A 15,988-nucleotide genomic window follows, 5' to 3' on the forward strand; every position below is an offset into this window, starting at 1 on the left:
CCGCCCTTCGGACGCACCCGCGCCGGAGGCAGCAGCGGCGCGATCACCACCCAGAGATCGTCGGGAACGAGGAACTTCGCCATGCTCTACCAACGCGCCAACCGCCGGTTTCGTTAGGCGCTCTTAGCGATGCCCTGCCACTTCGCACCGAGGCCCTCCGCGTAGGCGTTGGCGTTTTGGACGATGAGCGCGCTCACGCGTTCAGGGTGGGCGAGCGCCATGCGGAAGCCCACGGGGCCGCCGTAGTCCTGCATGAAGAGCGTGTACCGCTCAATGCCGAGGTGTGTGACCAGACCCGCGACCGTGATGGCGAGGTTGTCGAAAGTGTAGGTGTACTGTGCAGGTGACGGCGCGTCGCTCTGACCGAAGCCTGGGTAGTCGGGTGCGATCAGGTGGTAGCGGTCCGCGAGCAGCGGCAGCAGCGAGTCCCACTGTCGCGATGACGACGGGTAGCCGTGCAGTAGCAGGATCGTCGGCGCGTCACGTGGTCCGGCCTCACGGTAGAAGACGCCGACGCCATTGACCTCGACGCGATGGTAGGTCGTCGTCGCCGAGGTGGAGGGAAGCGGCTGTGGCGTCCCGCCCGTAAGCGCCAGAGCCGTTGCGGCGGCAAGAACGGTTTGTGTCGGCATCGTCCAACTCCTTACCAAGAGGGAGATAGGGCATGCTCTCCGGATGGGCCGCCGTGACGGGTGGTGATGCCTGCTTCTTCCTCGGCCCTGCTCGAAAGCTGAACATCGCAAATCCCCCCCACTGAGACGCTTACGCGGACGATGAGCGATGACTGAGGCTGGCCGTAGGCGGAACGACCGCTTTTGAGATACTGGGGTGGCACAAGCAACGTTATCTGATTTGTGAGCGACGGCCTATGGCCTTCGGTTCTACTGTCATGCGGGGATTAATGAGCAGTTGAAGCGCTCATGCGACTGGGACGGCTAAGGCACAGTGCGGCAATCAACGCGACGACTAGGCTCGCACCAAGCAGCAGGAATGCGTCGCTGAAGGCCATGATGAAGGCTTCCGTCCGGACCCGCGTGGCGATCGCAACGATGGCCTTGTGGGTCGCAAGGGCTGGGTCCGAGATCCCGTGTGCGATAAAGTAACGAACAAGGTCGGCGATGCGGCTCCGGGTTGCTTCGTCGAATAGGGAGACGGCGTCCGTCAGAATGTTCGAGTGAAACTGCTCCCGCTTCGAGAGGAAGGTTTGGAGCCCCGCAATCCCGAAGGCACCGCCGAGATTGCGCATCATATTGAAGAGGGCCGAGGCAGATCCCGCGTCCTCGCCTTCGATTCCGGCTGTCGCCACAGCCGATAATGGCGCGAAGACGAGGGCCTGTCCGAAGGCCCGAATCACGTTCGGCCAGAACAGCTGGTCGGCGGCATAGGCACCCGTCATCCAGACGTTCATGAAGTTCGAGCCTGCGAAGAGCGCGAAGCCAAGCCCGATGATGATCCGTGGATCGAAGCGGGTCATCAGCCGCGGCACGAACGGGATCAGCAGGAGTTGGGGGATACCGGTCCAGGCGAGCACCGCACCGATCTGCTCTGAATTGTATCCCTGTACACGACCGAGATACTGGGGGAGCACGAAGACCGAGCCGTACAGTGCAACGCCAAGGAGGAAATTCGCGACGATGCCGAACCCAAAATTACGGCGGGCCAGCAGGCGGAGGTTGAGAAGCGGCTTTTCGGCCCGGAACTCGATCCAGAGGAAGGCGGCGAGCGCTACGGTTGCCACGAGCGACAGACGGACGATGAAGGGCGAGCCGAACCAGTCGTCCTTGTTGCCCTCCTCCAGCACCGTCTGGAGGGCCGAGAGCCCGATCGCCATCGTGCCGATCCCGGCCCAGTCGCCTTCTCGGAGAAGCGAGAGCCGCATCGGTGCGCCTTGGAGCGAGGCCCAGAGCAGGCCGACCATCAGGGCCCCGGGCACCAAGTTGACGTAGAAGATGTATTGCCAGCCCCAGTTCTCGGTGAGGTAGCCTCCGATCGTTGGCCCGACGGCAGGCGCTACCGTCGCGGAGAGGGCAAACAGCGCCAGTCCGACGGGCTGCTTTGCCTTCGGCAACAGCGTGATGATCAGCGTGAAGGCCATGGGGATCAGCACGCCGCCCGAGAAGCCTTGGATCGCCCGCAGGACGATCATCTGCCCGAGGTTCCGAGCGAAGGCGCAGGCTGCCGAGAAGACGAGAAAGAGCACGGCGTTAGCCAGCAGGTACCGCCGCACGGAGAACACGCGCGCGAGCCAGCCTGTGAGTGGGATGACCACGATCTCGGCGATCAGGTAGGCGGTCGAGATCCAGCCTCCGTCGTCAATCCCGGCCCCGATCGCTCCCTGGATATCGGCCAGGGATGCGTTGACTATTTGGATGTTCAGGACGGCCATGAAGGCGCCGAGCGTCGAACCCATGACGGCCATCCAGGTCCTGGCATCTGTCGTCCGCTCAGCGGAGGAGTCGTACGTGTTCGTCGGGGTGAGTGCGGGAGCGGTCATGACGGCGTTCCTCGGCAGCGACGGCGACGTCAGTTGGCGCGGGACGTGCCGGCGGGCACGTCGTTGACGGAGACGAGCGGCCGGAACTCGCGGCGCCCAGCCGGAGCCGTTGCGGGCACCGCAGCGACCAGATCTAAGTCTCGGGTGTCGATGGTGGGCGCGACCGACATCCCCGCTCGGAGGCGCTCGGTCGCGGCACCCGGCTCGAAGACGATTTTCACGGGTATGCGCTGGACGATCTTGGTGAAGTTGCCGGTCGCGTTGTCCGGGGGCAGCAGTGCGAACTCGAGGCCGCTCGCGGGTGAGACGCTGTCGACCCGCCCGCTCAACCGCACGCCGGGAAGCGCGTCGACCTCGACCTCGACCGGTTGGCCGGCGCGGACCCGGGCGAGCTGGGTCTCCTTATAGTTCGCCACCACGTAGGCCGAATCGAGCGGCACGACTGCCATGAGCTGAGTCCCGGCCGTCACGTATTGACCGACGCGGAGGGTCTTGGCACCGACCGTGCCGTCCACGGGTGCGATCACCGTCGTGTAGGTGAGGTTCAGCTCGGCCTGAGCTAGGACGGTCTCGGCCTTGTCCCGCACCGCCTGCGCCTTGTGGCGCTCGGCCTTCAGCACATGGATCGTGCTTTGGGCGGCGAGCTTCGCGGCCCGGTCGCGACGAAGTTGAGCTGTCGCGGCGCGGAGGGCCGCCTCCGTCTGCTGAGCTCGCTGCACTGTTCCGGCACCGGACTTCACGAGCGTCGTGTAGCGTTCGAACTCGGCCTCGGCGAAGGCGAGGTTCGCCTCGGTGGCGGCGATCGCGGCGTCCTGCTGCTCCACGATAGGGGATTGCAAGGTGATTTGCGCCTCGACGTTGCGGATGGCGGCCCGCGCCGTCTGCACATCCGCGAGAGCCTGAGCTAGAGCCGACTGGAAGTCGCGGTCGTCGATCCGGGCCAAAGTCTGGCCGGCCTTCACGACCTGGTTGTCGGCGACCAGCACGTCCGAGAGGTAACCGGCGACCTTCGGGGCGATGATGGTGTAGTCCGCCTTTACGTAGGCGTCGTCGGTCGCTTCTAGGAAGCGGCCGAGCGTCCAGTAGTGATAACCATAGCCGCCGCCTGCCGCGAGGAGGGCCGCGACCACCGCGACCGCCAACACACGCCTCGGCGTCGTCGGGCGGGGAGTCTTCGACTGGACCACACTCCGCGTCTCGACATCCGCGGGCCGTGCTTCGGTGCCCTGATCGAGGACGGTCGGGATTTGATCAGCGCCCATTGTGCTTACCCCTCGTATCGCCGGTCGGCCGGTCGCCAACCCGTTCGCGAGGTGAGAGTGCTCCGCAGAGCGCCGCCGCATAATCCGGCCAACAGCCGACACATTGTTGACGGGAAGTGACCAATCGAACGGTGCGCTCAGTCTCTCAGCCCTGTGCCGCGGGTCGGTGGTGCGCCGAGCCCGCCCGGTGCTTCCGGCTTGTGGAAGTCTAGGACGTGCGAACGGGTCGTCATGTCGCCCCGATGACTAGGCGGCCCAAGAGCACCAATGATGTGACACCGGACGCTCTAATCGCTCATGGCGAAGCGCCGTATCTCTTGCAGGCAGGAGTTCGGCATGAAGATCCTTCATTCGGCGAGGGTTACAGCGACCGGGGGACGACGAGGCAGAGCCGTCGCCTCGAACGGCGCTTTCGACGTTCGGTTCGTGGCGCCGATCGCGCAGGCGCGGGACCCGTCGGCCGGACATACGCCCGAGCAGCTCTTCGCTGCCTGTTTCTCAGCCTGCTTCCTCGAAGCGATTCAGACATCCGCCAAGCGCCGCAGCGCTAAGCTTGCCAGCGATAGCACCGTCACGGCACAGGTCGGGATCGGAAGGCGCGGCGACGGGATCGGGTTCGGGCTCGATGTCGGACTGACGGTCAGCCTGCCCGAGATCGACCCGCGGCTCGCGCACGAGCTGGTGGAAGAGGCTCAGGGGATCTGCGCCTACACGCACGCGACGCGAGGAGGCATCGACCTACGGATCACGGTGTCCTGATGCCCGGCCATCACGTCTGGATGCCGTGGGCCCAAGGTGCTTGGCGAACGGTCTGGCGTAGGAACTCCATGAAGGCGCGAACGCGCGCGGGACGCACGCGGCGCGGCGGCGTCAGCATGTAGACGGGGGTCGGGAGGTGACTCCAATCGGTGAGCGCCTCTTCCAGGCGGCCGTCCTGCAGCTCTCGCCAGACATAGGCTTCCGGCTGCAAGGTGAGACCAAGACCGGCGACCAGCGCCGGCACTGCAGCCACGCCATTGTTGATGAGGATGCGCCCTCGAACCCGGGCCGTGTAGCGCTCGCCTGACGTATGGGTCAGCGGCCACTCGGCCGCGTTCGCGATATGGGAGTAGACGAGCGCCTCGTGACGTTCGAGATCCCGGGGATGTTCTGGTCGCCCGGCGCGGGCGAAGTATTCCGGCGATGCGACGAGCGGCACCCGGAAGGAGAACAGGCGGCTGATCAGGAGCGTCGAGTCCGCCACGGTACCGATCCGGATGGCGAGGTCGAACCCGTCCCGGATCAGGTCGATGCGATCGTCCGTCAGATGGAGATCGACCGAGACTTCCGGGTTGAGCTTCAGGAAATCCGGTAGGACCGGACCCAGCACCTGTACGCCGAAGGCGACCGTTACGGCCAGCTTGAGCGCTCCCCGTGGCGTCGATGCCTCCTCGGCGATGTCCTCCTCGATCGCAGCGCCGTCCTCCATGATCCTGGCGGCGCGCGTCAGCGACATGCGGCCCGATTCGGTCAGTGAGAGGTGCCGCGTCGTCCGATGGATGAGGGTCGTCCTCATCCTCTCTTCGAGGCGTGTGATGACCTTCGAGACAGTCGTCTTCGACAGCCCGAGTTCGTTCGCGGCCGCTGAGAAGGAGCCTTTCTCGGCGACCTTGGCGAAGATGGCCCAGGCTTCGAAATCCGGAAGGTGCGGCACGAGCGATCAGGCTGCGGCCCCAGCCTGTTTTGCGGCGGCTGGACTGGTCTGGAAGCCGATGGCCGACCGGTTGTGTGTGTTCAGTGGCCCGGCCGCGAATGTGAGGCCGGCTCGCCCCTCGCCGTCGAGGACGGACGTGGCTGCCGCGATGTAATCGTCCAGCACTGCCGTGCCGGCGACCCGCGTCGCCGTCTCAATCCAGGCAAAAGCGGCCTTCAGGTCGGCAGGCGCGAGATGATCGTCGTCGGGGCGTTCGGTCACGACGGGAACTCCTGGCGAGGCGGCTCTGCGTAGATCATCAGCGTACGCTTGTCGCACTTTTGGCCTGACCCGATGACGATGCCGAATGCGGCCTTGCTCGATAATCATGCTTGGCAGGGACAGATTGGTGACGATCAACGGACCATCTGCGTTGGGGCGAGCTTCGGTCCCTGCGTTGCATGATGTTTGCTGACGGGCGGCCTTGCATGAACAGCGGGAGCCGCCGCGGGCGCAGGGCCGCCAACAGGACTTGGCCGCGGGTCGTCTGGCAGCTTCTGGGCTGGTGGATGGTCGTGGTGAAGGTCTTCATCCTGAGAACGCCACGCTTCAGCCGGGATAATCATTTCAGCGTCAGAACAGCCGCAGCAGCCAGAACGACTGCAGCCGCGTCCTCAATGAGCGCCGCCGGGCGGTCGCGCCCAAGGTAGGCGGCCAGCCGGGCTCGGGCACCGGCGCCACCGAGCGTGCCGGCCACAGCGCCGACCGCGCCCGCGACGGCGCCGATCACGGCTGATCCACCGGCGAGCCCGAACGTTGCGCCAGCGACAGCACCCACCACGATGCGCGTGCCGAACTGAACCGGCACCGTCCGGCTCGGCGTCATGGGCAACTGGTCGGTCACGACCTCACCGAGCGCGAGCGCCGTCAAGATCCCGACCGCCCAGGGCGAGGCGAGCCAGCCGAGCCACGTGCCATCGACCGGCACATGGCCAAGGTAGGCCGCCCAGGCGGCCGCGGCCGCGCCCGTCATGGCCCGCAGGCCGGCCACGAGGCCGATCATAAGGGCAAGTCCGTACGCGATCATCTCGCGTGCTCTTCCGCCTGTACCGGGGTCACGGATCGACTTTCAGGACTATCTTACCCCGCGGACGCGGACGCGTGCCCTCCAGCATCTCATGGGCTATGCGGGCGTCGCCGAACGAGAGCACGGTGCCGACGGTCGTCGTCAGGGACCCGTCGTCGAGCATCGTCGCGAGTTGGGCGAGATCCGCCGACGTCACGTCGACGAGGAAGAACTTGGCCTCGACACCCGCGCGCTCGGCGAGCATCTGATCGGGCTGCGACACGGCCGAGATGAGGCGACCGCCGCGCCTAAGCACGGCGAAGGAGCGATCCTGCACCGCGCCGCCGACGAGGTCGACCACGGCGTCGACGTCCCTCACCGCATCCTCGAAGGCGGTGGTGCGGTAGTCGATCACCGCGTCGGCACCCAAGTCGCGCACGTAGGCGAGATCGGCGGCGCCCGCGGTCGCGCTGACCCTGATTCCGGCGCCCTTTGCAAGCTGCACGGCGTAGGCCCCGACGTTCCCGGCAGCCCCGTGGATCAGCACGCTCTGCCCGTGCACGAGGCGCGCCTGCGCGAACAGGGCCTGCAACGCGGTGACCCCGACGACCGGCACAGAGGCGGCCGCGACGTGATCGAGATGCTGGGGCTTCCAGGCCAGCATTCCGGCCGCAGCGACGGCATACTCGGCGTAGGCGCCCGTGAAGCGCTTGTTGGTCACGCCGAAGACGGCGTCCCCGATCGCGAACTGCGTCACGCCATCCCCGAGCGCCTTGATCTCTCCCGAGAGATCGGACCCAAGGGTCAGGGGCAGAGGTTGTGGCAGGACGCTCCGACCCGCCCGGATCCAGCCGTCCCAGGGACCGACCCCGGCCGCGCAGACCCGCATGAGGACCTCGCCCGGGCCCGGCTCGGGCACCGGGACGTCGTCGAGATCAATTACTTCGGGGCCGCCGAAGCGGCGTACGCACCAAGCCTTCATCGTCAGAACCTTCGTCGCCTATGGGTCCGGCGTCGTGAGCGGATGGTCGCCGGTGTCGAGGACGAAGACAGCTAGGAGCCGGGCAGGCTCGACGTCGCTGGCATTCCCGCTGACGGCGTGGTGCGCGCCGGGCGGCTCGGAGAAGCTCTCGCCGGCTCGGTAGATCCGTTCCGGCGCGTCGCCGACCCGGCTGCGGACCGCGCCGGATACGACGTAGGCGTAAACGAAGGCGGACGCGGCATGCCTGTGCGCGGGCGACTTCCCTCCCGGCGGGTACTCGACCATGGCGGCGACGAGGCTCTTGCCGGGAACGTTGGGGATCGCGCCCTGGAACGTCGGCGTCACCCGCTCTTGTGGCGCCCTGTCCGACTGCGCCCATGCACCTGCCGCGAGCCCGCCCACGGCCATCACGCCCGCCAGGATCCAACACATCCTCATGCCGGCGGTCCTCCCTCGGCGGAGCGTCGGTCCGCACTTCCCACATCGTCGCACCGCCACGGCGCTGTCGGAGGTCGCTCATAGCCCGGGCGGCGATCAACTTGCTGCGGACGGTGAACGTACCAGCCTCTCAGGCGCGGAACGCGACGGCAGCCGCGTCGACGAACAGCACGTCTTGGCCAGCGAGAGCATCGCTCACCGCGCGGGCGACCCCGGCTTGACCGGCGTCGGCCTGAACGGAGAGGTAGCCCGGACCGAGCTCGTCGTGAGTTGCTCGAAGGCGCTGCTCGTTGGTCCCAGTGATGGTGACGCGTGGCCTCGGCGAAGAAGCACCGGGCGGTCCCTAAGCCGGTGCTGCTGCTCCCGCCGGTGATGAGTGCTTGCTTACCCGCCAGCCCCTGCACGGCTTCCTCCTCGATGCTCACTGGCTAGATCCGGGGCCGGTCGCGTCAACGCCGGACACTTGCGTCCTGGGCGCCGCTCAGCTGTGGCGGCCCCCTCATCCGGGTCTCCGGGCGGGGCGTCTGCGCGGTGCTCGGCGGCAGGACCGGCAGTTCGATCCGGGGCGGCTCACCCGTCAGGGTGCGCAGGAACGCTGCGATGGCACCGGTCTCCTCGGAGGTGAGCTCCTTTCCCAATTGCGCCGTACCCATGATCGCGACGGCTTGCTCGAGGCTCCACACCTTGCCCGAGTGGAAATAAGGGGCCGTCAGCGCGACGTTGCGCAGGGGTACCGCCCGGAACACGTACGCGTCGCTGGCAGTATGGGTCACGGCGAAGCGGCCCTTGTCCTCCGGCGGCAGCACGTCGCCGCCCGGGCGCTCCACCACGCCGAAGGGGAAGTAGTCCTGGCCGCCGAGGTTGATCCCGTTGTGGCAGCCCGCGCAGCCGGTCTCCAGGAACAGCTTCAGTCCGCGCTTTTCCTGCGCGCTCAGGACACCGAGGTTGCCCTCCAGGAACTGGTCGAAGCGCGCGGCCGGGGTGATCAGCGTCGCCTCGAAGTCCTCGATGGCGCGCGTGACGTTGTCGAAGGTGAGCGCGTCAGGCTCGCCCGGGAAGGCCGCCGCGAAGCGGCGCCGATACTCGGGGATGCTTGCGAGCACGCTGACCACGTACTCGGGCGTCGAGGCCATCTCGACCGCGGCCTGGATCGGTCCCCGCGCCTGCGAGCGGAGATCCTCCGCCCGCCCATCCCAGAACTGGGCGGCGTTGAACACCGCGTTGAGGACGGTGGGCGCGTTGCGCGGCCCCTTCTGCCAGCCGTGGCCGATCGAGGTCTCGACGTTGTCGCTGCCGCCGGCCGCGAGGCTGTGGCAGGAGTTGCAGCTGATGACGCCGCTGCTCGAGAGGCGCCAGTCGAACCAGAGCATGCGCCCGAGTTCGACCTTCTCGCGCGTGACCGGGTTGCCCTTGACGGTCGGGACCTGCGACGGGATCGCCTGAAACACCGCGTTTGCGGCCTCGCGCAGGTCCGCGGTGTCCCGAGCGTTGAGGTCAAGCGCCTGCGTGACGACATCGGCGGCCGCCTGACCCACTCTGTCGGCGACCGTCGCCAGACACAAGGGTAGGCCCGCCAGGACCAGCAACCGACTGAATCTCACCCTGCCAAAAACCGATGGCATTACAATCCCCGTCACGGTCGAGAGCGAACGCGGCGGCGAGAGAGCTGCAGACTACAGCAATCAGCACCAAGGATTAAGTGCCGGGATCGCCCCGACCCACCGCAGATCGCAAGGAACCCCGGGGGCCAGTCTGACCGGCACCATCTTGACCGTATTGTCCCAAACTGCCGTTCTTTGTGCCCGCGCTGCCGGACCGAGGACGGGCCGCCGACCGACTCACTGCCTGCGCGAGCGATACGCCCCAGGCGGTACGCCGACCGCGCGCCGGAACGCGCGGGTGAAGTTGGCCTGAGATGAGAAACGGCAGGCGAGGGCTACGTCCGCCAACGGCATGCGCCCAAGGCGCAGCATCACCTTTGCGCGTTCGAGGCGTTGGAGGCCGAGGTAGCGGTGGGGTGGCAGGCCGGTGGCGGCCTTGAACGCCCGGATGAAGTGGAACTGGCTCAGGCAGGCGACAGCCGCAAGGTCGCCCACGCCGATGTCGTCATCGAGGTTGGCCGCGATGTAGTCCCGCACGCGGGCGAGCCGAACCGCATCGAGAGCGTGCAGTCGGCGGCCTCCTGTGACGACCGGGAGGGACCCGCCCACGTGCCGGTGCGCGAGCGAGGCGGCTAGCGTCAGCGCCGCGGTCTCGACCAGCAGCCTCCCGGACGCGGTCTCAAACGCGAGCTCGGCTGCGATGGTCCGGCCGACCTCGGCGATCCAGACGTCGTAGGGTCCCGCGGCGTAGACTACGGTCAGCGCGTCGAGGTCCGGATAGTCGTCCTCGCGCGACAGGGCGCGGAAGGGCTGGTGCGGCAGGTAGATGTGCAGCATCTCCGGGATGTCACCGGTGATCCGGATGGAGTCTTCCGCGATACCCTGCGGGCAGAGCCAGAATGTACCGGTCGCGGCCGGCGTTACCTGGCGCAGGCCGTTGCCGCGGCGGTGGATCACAGCGTCCGGATTGCCGCGCAGGGCCAGAGCCACCACCGTGCGGTCGGCGATCATCTCGGGGACCTCGGCAGCCGTGTGACGCCGCGTCTCCGCCGCGACCCCGGACCACGTCCGCCCATCCGACGAGAGCAGGAGATTGGCTGGAGGCAGCGCCCAGCGACCGTCCCCAATCAGGTCATCTTCCACGCCGGGCATGGCGTCTGCTCCGTCAAGTCTAAAATAGCGCCGAAATGACATCTCACATCCGCGTCGCTGTGCAAGTCATCAGGACGGAGTGAAAGTCAGGGGCGCTTGATGTTTGTCGAGCGAACGGGGGAGCCGAGGAAAGGCCGCTATCGAGCATCGCACAAAGCACGCAGCACGTCCGCTATGGGCGCACTGTCGCCAGAGCAGCAGCAGGACGAATGACTGCTTTCAGGCATCACACAGGTCGCCGTAGACGGCGAGGTTGGGTCGACAGCGGAAGGTCGGCTTCCCCCTGCTACCGTTGCAGAGCTCCCCACCTTCAACGAAGTGCTTCGCCAGCTACGCTCGTAACGCTCTTTATCGCCCTGCCGGCATGGGCTGGTTAGGAGAAAAGCGATGGGACATTCCGAGTACGATCCGAGCTTCAAAAACCGCCGGCCCTGGAACGTCGGGCGCAAGCTCGGCGCCAAGCGTGCCCTCAAACCGCAGCAGGTCTGGGCCGTGCGCTTTTGGCTCGATGGTGAGCGACGCGTGCGCGACCGCGCCATGTTCGACCTTGCCATCAACAGCAAGCTGCGCGGCTGCGACATCGTCAAGCTCAAGATCAGCGACCTTGTCAGCGGCGGTCGTGTCCGCTCGCGGGCCATCACCGTCCAACAGAAGACCGGGCGGCCTGTGCAGTTCGAGCTGCTCGAACCGGCTCGCACCAGCATCCTGGCGTGGCTGGAAAGCCGGGGTGGTGCGCTCGACGACTACGCCTTTCCGAGCCGAACCGATCACGCGAAGCACATCAGCACCCGACAGTACGCCCGCCTCGTGGACGAATGGGTGACGGGCATCGGGCTGCGTCGGGAGGACTACGGCACGCACTCGTTGCGCCGGACGAAAGCGTCGTTGATCTACAAGCGGACCGGCAACCTGCGCGCCGTACAGATCCTACTCGGGCACACGAAGATCGAGAGCACGGTGCGCTACCTCGGCGTCGATGTCGAAGATGCGCTCGCGCTGGCCGAAGGCACGGAGATCTGAATTGCGGGCTCCCCGACGGCAACGTCGAGGAGCCTTTCAAGCAGCCCGGCCGAACTGCGCCCATATCGGACGTCAGAGACGCACGATTTCCTTCTGGCAAGCGGACAGTCACTCGGTCGGTCCATAGAATTTCTTATTATAGGTCGAATACTTCAATAATCACTTAATATACTTAAATATTTGCGTTAGTAATTCGATTTCTGGAATTATATAATATAAAACACCAATATTATTCCTTTTTCATCAGGAAACGTTGCAGCATCATGCGGGCATCGGCCCTGCGCGCTGCACGCCAACGCGGCTCCGCAAGATCCTGTTCGAATATCGCCGAGAGCGTGTGCAGGTTCGACAAATGGAACTGGGTCAGTGCTACCATGAGCACGTAGAGGCGTAAGGGATCGTGCCCTGGGGCCAGATCCCCTGACTCGCCGCCGCGGGCGAGGAGTTGATCGATCATCGCGAGCGTCGGCGACGACATCTCGCGGATCACCGCCGACCGACGCATGAACCGCGCTTTAAGGAGGTTCTCACCGCTGAGGAGTCGCACGAGGTCTTGGTTGGCTTCGAAGTGGTCGTTCAAAAAATCGAAGAGTTGCAGCAAGCCCTCCAGCGGGTCTGCTTGCTCGATGTCGAGGCTAAGCTCTTGCTGGCGAAGCTCGCCCAGCGCGTTCTCCAAGACGGCGACGTAGAGGCCCGATTTGCCCGGGAAGTGGTGGTACAGCATCCGCGGGTTCACCCGCGCCTTGGCAAGGATGCGTTCGACCCGGGCGCCCGCGAAGCCGTGCTGCGTGAACTCGGCCCGTGCCGCGCGCATCAGCCGATTGCGCGTCGTCTCGGCGGTTTTACCCGGCAGCGATGCCCGGGGGCGCTTGCTGGGCGTCGCTGCGGGCGCCTCCGCGGCCTCCCTTCGAGAGGCGCCAGTCATGCGAGGGGGCGCCCTCCGAACAGGGTTTGCCCGGCCGCGATCAGCGCGGCGTCCGCGCCGTCGGCGCCGATCAGGGAAAGTCCGATGGGTGCCCCATTCAGGCGTGCCACGGGAAGTGTTATCTGCGGCAGGCCGCTATGCCCTGCGATCGCCGTGAGCGGCAGGGCGCGAGCGTAGAAATCGCCGAGGGTCGCAGCGTCAGGGTTGCGCGGCAGCGCCGGGGTAGGCGCGGTCGGAACAACGAGGGCCGTGCCGGGGGCGAGCAGGCCCCGCACCCGTGCGCGGATCGCCAGCCGAACCGGCTGCCAGCGCGCGACCTCCGCATCCGTGATGCCAGCGGCATCGGCGAAGCGCTCGGCGATGGACGGTCCGAACCGCGGTCGCATCCGCGTGATCCAGGGGCCGAGGCTGCGCCAGATCTCGGCGCCCTGCAGGATGCGGTAGGCTTCGCGCCACGCCCCCGCCCCCTCCGCGAAAACTCTCACGCGCTCAGCGCCGGCGAGGGCCGGCAGCAGGACCGCCAGCAGCGCCTGCGCGAGGTCGGCATCCGCGAGGGCGAAGGCGTCCTCGACGACGAGGAAGCGCGTGATCGGCGGCCCGGACGCCGCGCCGAGCAGGCTCTCTGCGGCCCGCGCGAGCGTTCCGGCATCGCGGGCGAACCAGCCCACCGTATCGTAGCTCGGTGCGAACGGTACGACGCCGTCGAGGCTCACCTGCCCATGCGTCGGCCTCATGCCGTAGAGCCCGCAGAACGCGGCCGGTACACGCACCGAGCCGCCGGTATCCGTCCCGAGGGCGATCTCGGCCGCACCCCCGGCCACCGCTGCGGCCGAGCCGCTCGACGAGCCACCGGGGAGTCGGTCGGGCGCTGCCGGGTTCGGCGGCGTGCCGTCGTGGACGTTCGCGCCCTCCAGGCTGAAGGCGAGCTCGTCCGTCACGGTCTGCCCGACGAAGGCGGCGCCCGCAGCTCGGAGGATCGTCACCACCGGGGCGGAGGCGGCAGCTGGGCCCCGGCCGGCGCGCCAGTCCGGGTTGCCGGCTCCCGTCACGAAGCCTTCGATGTCGATCAGGTCCTTTACGGCGAAGCGCAGCCCGCTGAGGCGTCCCGATGCCGTCGGCGGCAGAAATCCGCGCGGGCCGGGCACGAAGGCGTCGGAGCGGGACGCAGGCGATGTCACGCGGCATGGCCTTCGAGCGCTTCGAGGATCGCCTCGGACCCGGTCACGAAGCCGAAGCACTTCTTCACGTTCCACACCGTGGCTTCCGTGCAGAAGGCCGGCGAGGTGGTGGCGCAGCAATCCTCCACCAGGATACAGCCGTAGCCGAGGAAGTTGGCGTCGGTGAGGGAGTGCAGCACGCACTGGTCCGTGTTCACGCCCGCGAACAGCAGCGTGCGGATGCCGAGGTTGCGCAGGATCGAGTCGAGGGGCGTGTCCCAGAAGCCGCTGATCCGGTACTTGTCGACCCGGATGTCCGCAGGGTCCGGTGCGAGTTCGTCCACGACCGCAGCCGCCCAGGAGTCCTTCTCGAGCACCCGCGCGCCGTGCCCGGGGAGCGGGTCGCCGAGACCGATCCCGGTGCCCGTCGGCTTGTAGAGATGGATCTGGTTGGAGGGCATGTTGGCGAGGTCCGGCCGGTTGCCCCAGTTCACCCAGATCACCGGTACGCCGGCCGCGCGCAGGGGCGGCAGCAGCCGCTGAAGCGGCGCGATCGGTGCCCGGTCGGGCGTGAAGTCCGCCCCGAGATAGTCGACCCAGCCGCCGGCGGCGCAGAAGTCATTCTGCATGTCGACGACGATAATCGCGGTGCGTAGGAGGTCGATGGTCACCGTGACCTGACCGGCTGGTTTTGGACCGGGCTGATTGCGAGGATCAGCCGGGACCAAGGGAGCTGGATATGAGGCGAGGACAGCGGCCGAGCGCGGAGCAGGTGGTTTTGATGCTGCGCCAGATCGAGGTGCAGACGGCCCAGGGCAAGAGTGTCGCCGTCGCGTGTAAGGAGGCGGACGTCTCCGAGCAGAGCTACTACCGTTGGCGCAAGGAGTACGGCGGCCTTCAGATCGACCAAGCCCGCCGGATGAAGGATCTTGAGCGCGAGAACACGCGCCTGCGCCGGCTCGTGGCCGATCTGTCATTGGTGGGTCAGGTCCTGAAGGACGTCGCCTCGGGAAACTTATAGCCCCGGAGCGACGCCGGCAGACGGTGGACGGGATCCGGGAGAAGTACGGTCTCTCGGAACGCCACGCCTGCCGGATCGTCGGCCAGCATCGGGGCACGCAGCGCTACGTGTCCATCGTTCCGGCTGACGAGGATGAGCTGACCCGCGCCATCATTGCCCTGGCGTCCGAGTACGGGCGCTACGGCTACCGTCGCGTCACCGCGCTGCTGCAGGCGGCGGGGTGGCCGGTGGGCAAGGATCGGGTTCAGCGCATTTGGCGTCGTGAGGGGCTGAAGGTCCCCAGTCGGCACAAACCCCGCAGCCGCCTGTGGCTGAACGACGGCTCCTGCGTGCGGCTGCGCCCGCTCCACCGCAATCACGTTTGGAGCTTCGACTTCGTAAAGGCTCAGACCCATGACGGCCGGAGCCTGCGCGTCCTGACGCTGATCGACGAGCACAGCCGGACCTGCCTCGCGCTGAAGGTCGCGCGGCGCATCAACAGCCTCGGGGTGATCGAGGCGTTGGCCGACGCGATGTGCCTGCACGGCATCCCCGAGCACATTCGCTGCGACAACGGACCGGAGATGATCGCGAAGGCCTTGCGCAAGTGGGTCGCCAAGACCGGTCCGCAGATCCAGTACATCGCCCCGGGCTCGCCGTGGGAGAACGGGTACTGCGAGAGCTTCAACGGCAAGCTGAAGGACGAGTGCCTACGCCAAGAGATTTTCTACAGCTTGAAGGAAGCGCAGGCCGTGATCGGCCTTTGGCAGAACACCTACAATCGCGTCCGGCCGCACTCATCCTTGGGCTATCGGCCACCCGCGCCCCTCACCATCCCGGATCTGGCCTTCCGGCTACCCATGGCCCTCGCCATGCAATAGGCTCTCACCTAGCCCGGTCCAAAATACCGGTCAGGTCAGATCCACCCCGGCCACGGGATCCGCTGGCCCGAGTTCGTCGGTGATGGTCGCTAGAGTCGCCCGAAGATCAGCCGCGAAGGTCTTGCGCTTCTCCCAATCGACGAAGCCGCGTGCCCGCTCCAGCCCGGCAAGGCGCCGATCCACGAGGGCCGCGACTGCGTTTGGGCCCTTGGCTCGACTTTGGCCATTTCGACCGGCCGTGGAACGCGCTGGGTGACGAAGCGGGCTTGATGGATAGGCTGGTGGTGTCCCTCGCCAGAGACGCCCCATGCCGCACCTGCCCGCCCGCTTCGCCGGGA

16 protein-coding genes and 2 pseudogenes are annotated in these 15,988 nt (G+C 66.9%); 3 read left to right on the top strand and 15 right to left on the bottom strand.

Annotated elements, in window-relative coordinates; translation table 11 throughout:
• The 4 genes and pseudogenes from FV242_RS27420 to FV242_RS27435 all read right to left on the bottom strand — a co-directional run.
• Window positions 1-83 (bottom strand): annotated as a pseudogene (locus FV242_RS27420) (IS5/IS1182 family transposase); the annotation flags it as partial.
• A 42-nt stretch (window positions 84-125) separates the two neighbouring features.
• Window positions 126-632: pseudogene (locus FV242_RS27425) on the bottom strand (alpha/beta fold hydrolase); the annotation flags it as partial.
• Window positions 633-898: 266 nt separating this feature from the next.
• Window positions 899-2,494 carry an MDR family MFS transporter gene (locus tag FV242_RS27430; RefSeq protein ID WP_147941152.1) on the bottom strand — a complete coding sequence of 532 codons (1,596 nt, stop codon included), beginning with the start codon at window positions 2,492-2,494 and terminating at the stop codon, window positions 899-901.
• A gap of 29 nt (window positions 2,495-2,523) precedes the next feature.
• Window positions 2,524-3,756: an HlyD family secretion protein gene (locus FV242_RS27435; RefSeq protein WP_147941153.1), complete on the bottom strand. Its 1,233-nt coding sequence runs from the start codon at window positions 3,754-3,756 to the stop codon at window positions 2,524-2,526.
• Between the two features lie 336 nt (window positions 3,757-4,092).
• On the opposite strand from FV242_RS27435, the gene FV242_RS27440 reads away from it, so the two are divergent.
• Entirely contained in the window at window positions 4,093-4,515 is a 423-nt protein-coding gene (locus FV242_RS27440) for an Ohr family peroxiredoxin (protein ID WP_147941166.1), read from the top strand.
• Window positions 4,516-4,525: 10 nt separating this feature from the next.
• Here the strand turns inward: FV242_RS27440 and FV242_RS27445 are convergent, their stop codons facing one another.
• The 7 genes from FV242_RS27445 to FV242_RS27475 form a co-directional block, all read right to left on the bottom strand.
• Window positions 4,526-5,449: a LysR family transcriptional regulator gene (locus FV242_RS27445; protein ID WP_147941154.1), complete on the bottom strand. Its 924-nt coding sequence runs from the start codon at window positions 5,447-5,449 to the stop codon at window positions 4,526-4,528.
• 6 nt (window positions 5,450-5,455) lie between these two features.
• A complete protein-coding gene (locus FV242_RS27450; RefSeq protein ID WP_147941155.1) occupies window positions 5,456-5,710 on the bottom strand; it encodes a hypothetical protein in 255 nt (84 codons plus the stop codon).
• A 340-nt stretch (window positions 5,711-6,050) separates the two neighbouring features.
• Window positions 6,051-6,512, bottom strand: coding sequence for a DUF4126 family protein (locus FV242_RS27455; RefSeq protein ID WP_187278591.1), 462 nt, complete (start codon window positions 6,510-6,512; stop codon window positions 6,051-6,053).
• Window positions 6,513-6,543: 31 nt separating this feature from the next.
• Window positions 6,544-7,476, bottom strand: coding sequence for an NADP-dependent oxidoreductase (locus FV242_RS27460; RefSeq protein WP_147941157.1), 933 nt, complete (start codon window positions 7,474-7,476; stop codon window positions 6,544-6,546).
• An 18-nt stretch (window positions 7,477-7,494) separates the two neighbouring features.
• Window positions 7,495-7,914, bottom strand: coding sequence for a cupin domain-containing protein (locus FV242_RS27465; protein ID WP_147941158.1), 420 nt, complete (start codon window positions 7,912-7,914; stop codon window positions 7,495-7,497).
• 449 nt (window positions 7,915-8,363) lie between these two features.
• The gene (locus tag FV242_RS27470; protein WP_246692908.1) at window positions 8,364-9,383 is read right to left on the bottom strand and encodes a cytochrome-c peroxidase; all 1,020 of its coding nucleotides are present in this window, start codon (window positions 9,381-9,383) and stop codon (window positions 8,364-8,366) included.
• 369 nt (window positions 9,384-9,752) lie between these two features.
• Window positions 9,753-10,667, bottom strand: a complete 915-nt coding sequence (locus FV242_RS27475) for a helix-turn-helix domain-containing protein (protein WP_187278589.1) — start codon at window positions 10,665-10,667, stop codon at window positions 9,753-9,755.
• A 387-nt stretch (window positions 10,668-11,054) separates the two neighbouring features.
• On the opposite strand from FV242_RS27475, the gene FV242_RS27480 reads away from it, so the two are divergent.
• Window positions 11,055-11,687 carry a tyrosine-type recombinase/integrase gene (locus FV242_RS27480; RefSeq protein WP_147941161.1) on the top strand — a complete coding sequence of 211 codons (633 nt, stop codon included), beginning with the start codon at window positions 11,055-11,057 and terminating at the stop codon, window positions 11,685-11,687.
• 229 nt (window positions 11,688-11,916) lie between these two features.
• On the opposite strand, the gene FV242_RS27485 is transcribed toward FV242_RS27480, so the two are convergent.
• The 3 genes from FV242_RS27485 to FV242_RS27495 are packed head-to-tail and all read right to left on the bottom strand — an operon-like array spanning window position 11,917 to window position 14,440.
• On the bottom strand, window positions 11,917-12,612 hold the full coding sequence (locus tag FV242_RS27485) for a TetR/AcrR family transcriptional regulator (protein ID WP_147941162.1): 696 nt from the start codon (window positions 12,610-12,612) through the stop codon (window positions 11,917-11,919).
• Window positions 12,609-13,790, bottom strand: coding sequence for an amidase (locus FV242_RS27490; RefSeq protein WP_147941163.1), 1,182 nt, complete (start codon window positions 13,788-13,790; stop codon window positions 12,609-12,611). The genes FV242_RS27485 and FV242_RS27490 overlap by 4 nt, the downstream gene beginning before the upstream one ends.
• Window positions 13,787-14,440 carry a cysteine hydrolase family protein gene (locus FV242_RS27495; protein ID WP_246692907.1) on the bottom strand — a complete coding sequence of 218 codons (654 nt, stop codon included), beginning with the start codon at window positions 14,438-14,440 and terminating at the stop codon, window positions 13,787-13,789. The genes FV242_RS27490 and FV242_RS27495 overlap by 4 nt, the downstream gene beginning before the upstream one ends.
• Window positions 14,441-14,508: 68 nt before the next feature.
• On the opposite strand from FV242_RS27495, the gene FV242_RS27500 reads away from it, so the two are divergent.
• A protein-coding gene (locus tag FV242_RS27500; protein WP_147941165.1) for an IS3 family transposase occupies window positions 14,509-15,650 on the top strand; the annotation gives its coding sequence in 2 pieces (ribosomal slippage) (window positions 14,509-14,776 and window positions 14,776-15,650; 1,143 coding nt in all).
• Window positions 15,651-15,680: 30 nt separating this feature from the next.
• On the opposite strand, the gene FV242_RS36390 is transcribed toward FV242_RS27500, so the two are convergent.
• Window positions 15,681-15,959, bottom strand: coding sequence for a DUF6880 family protein (locus tag FV242_RS36390; protein WP_368732201.1), 279 nt, complete (start codon window positions 15,957-15,959; stop codon window positions 15,681-15,683).
• Between the last annotated feature and the right edge of the window lie 29 nt (window positions 15,960-15,988).

The sequence above is a fragment of the Methylobacterium sp. WL64 genome, assembly GCF_008039945.1.
Lineage (GTDB): Bacteria > Pseudomonadota > Alphaproteobacteria > Rhizobiales > Beijerinckiaceae > Methylobacterium.

Coding starts and splice junctions, on each gene's coding strand:
- FV242_RS27430 (WP_147941152.1), bottom strand. CDS start 2,494: ATGACCGCTCCCGCACTCACCCCGACGAACACGTACGACTCCTCCGCT.
- FV242_RS27435 (WP_147941153.1), bottom strand. CDS start 3,756: ATGGGCGCTGATCAAATCCCGACCGTCCTCGATCAGGGCACCGAAGCA.
- FV242_RS27440 (WP_147941166.1), top strand. CDS start 4,093: ATGAAGATCCTTCATTCGGCGAGGGTTACAGCGACCGGGGGACGACGA.
- FV242_RS27460 (WP_147941157.1), bottom strand. CDS start 7,476: ATGAAGGCTTGGTGCGTACGCCGCTTCGGCGGCCCCGAAGTAATTGAT.
- FV242_RS27465 (WP_147941158.1), bottom strand. CDS start 7,914: ATGAGGATGTGTTGGATCCTGGCGGGCGTGATGGCCGTGGGCGGGCTC.
- FV242_RS27475 (WP_187278589.1), bottom strand. CDS start 10,667: ATGCCCGGCGTGGAAGATGACCTGATTGGGGACGGTCGCTGGGCGCTG.
- FV242_RS27480 (WP_147941161.1), top strand. CDS start 11,055: ATGGGACATTCCGAGTACGATCCGAGCTTCAAAAACCGCCGGCCCTGG.
- FV242_RS27485 (WP_147941162.1), bottom strand. CDS start 12,612: ATGACTGGCGCCTCTCGAAGGGAGGCCGCGGAGGCGCCCGCAGCGACG.
- FV242_RS36390 (WP_368732201.1), bottom strand. CDS start 15,959: ATGGGGCGTCTCTGGCGAGGGACACCACCAGCCTATCCATCAAGCCCG.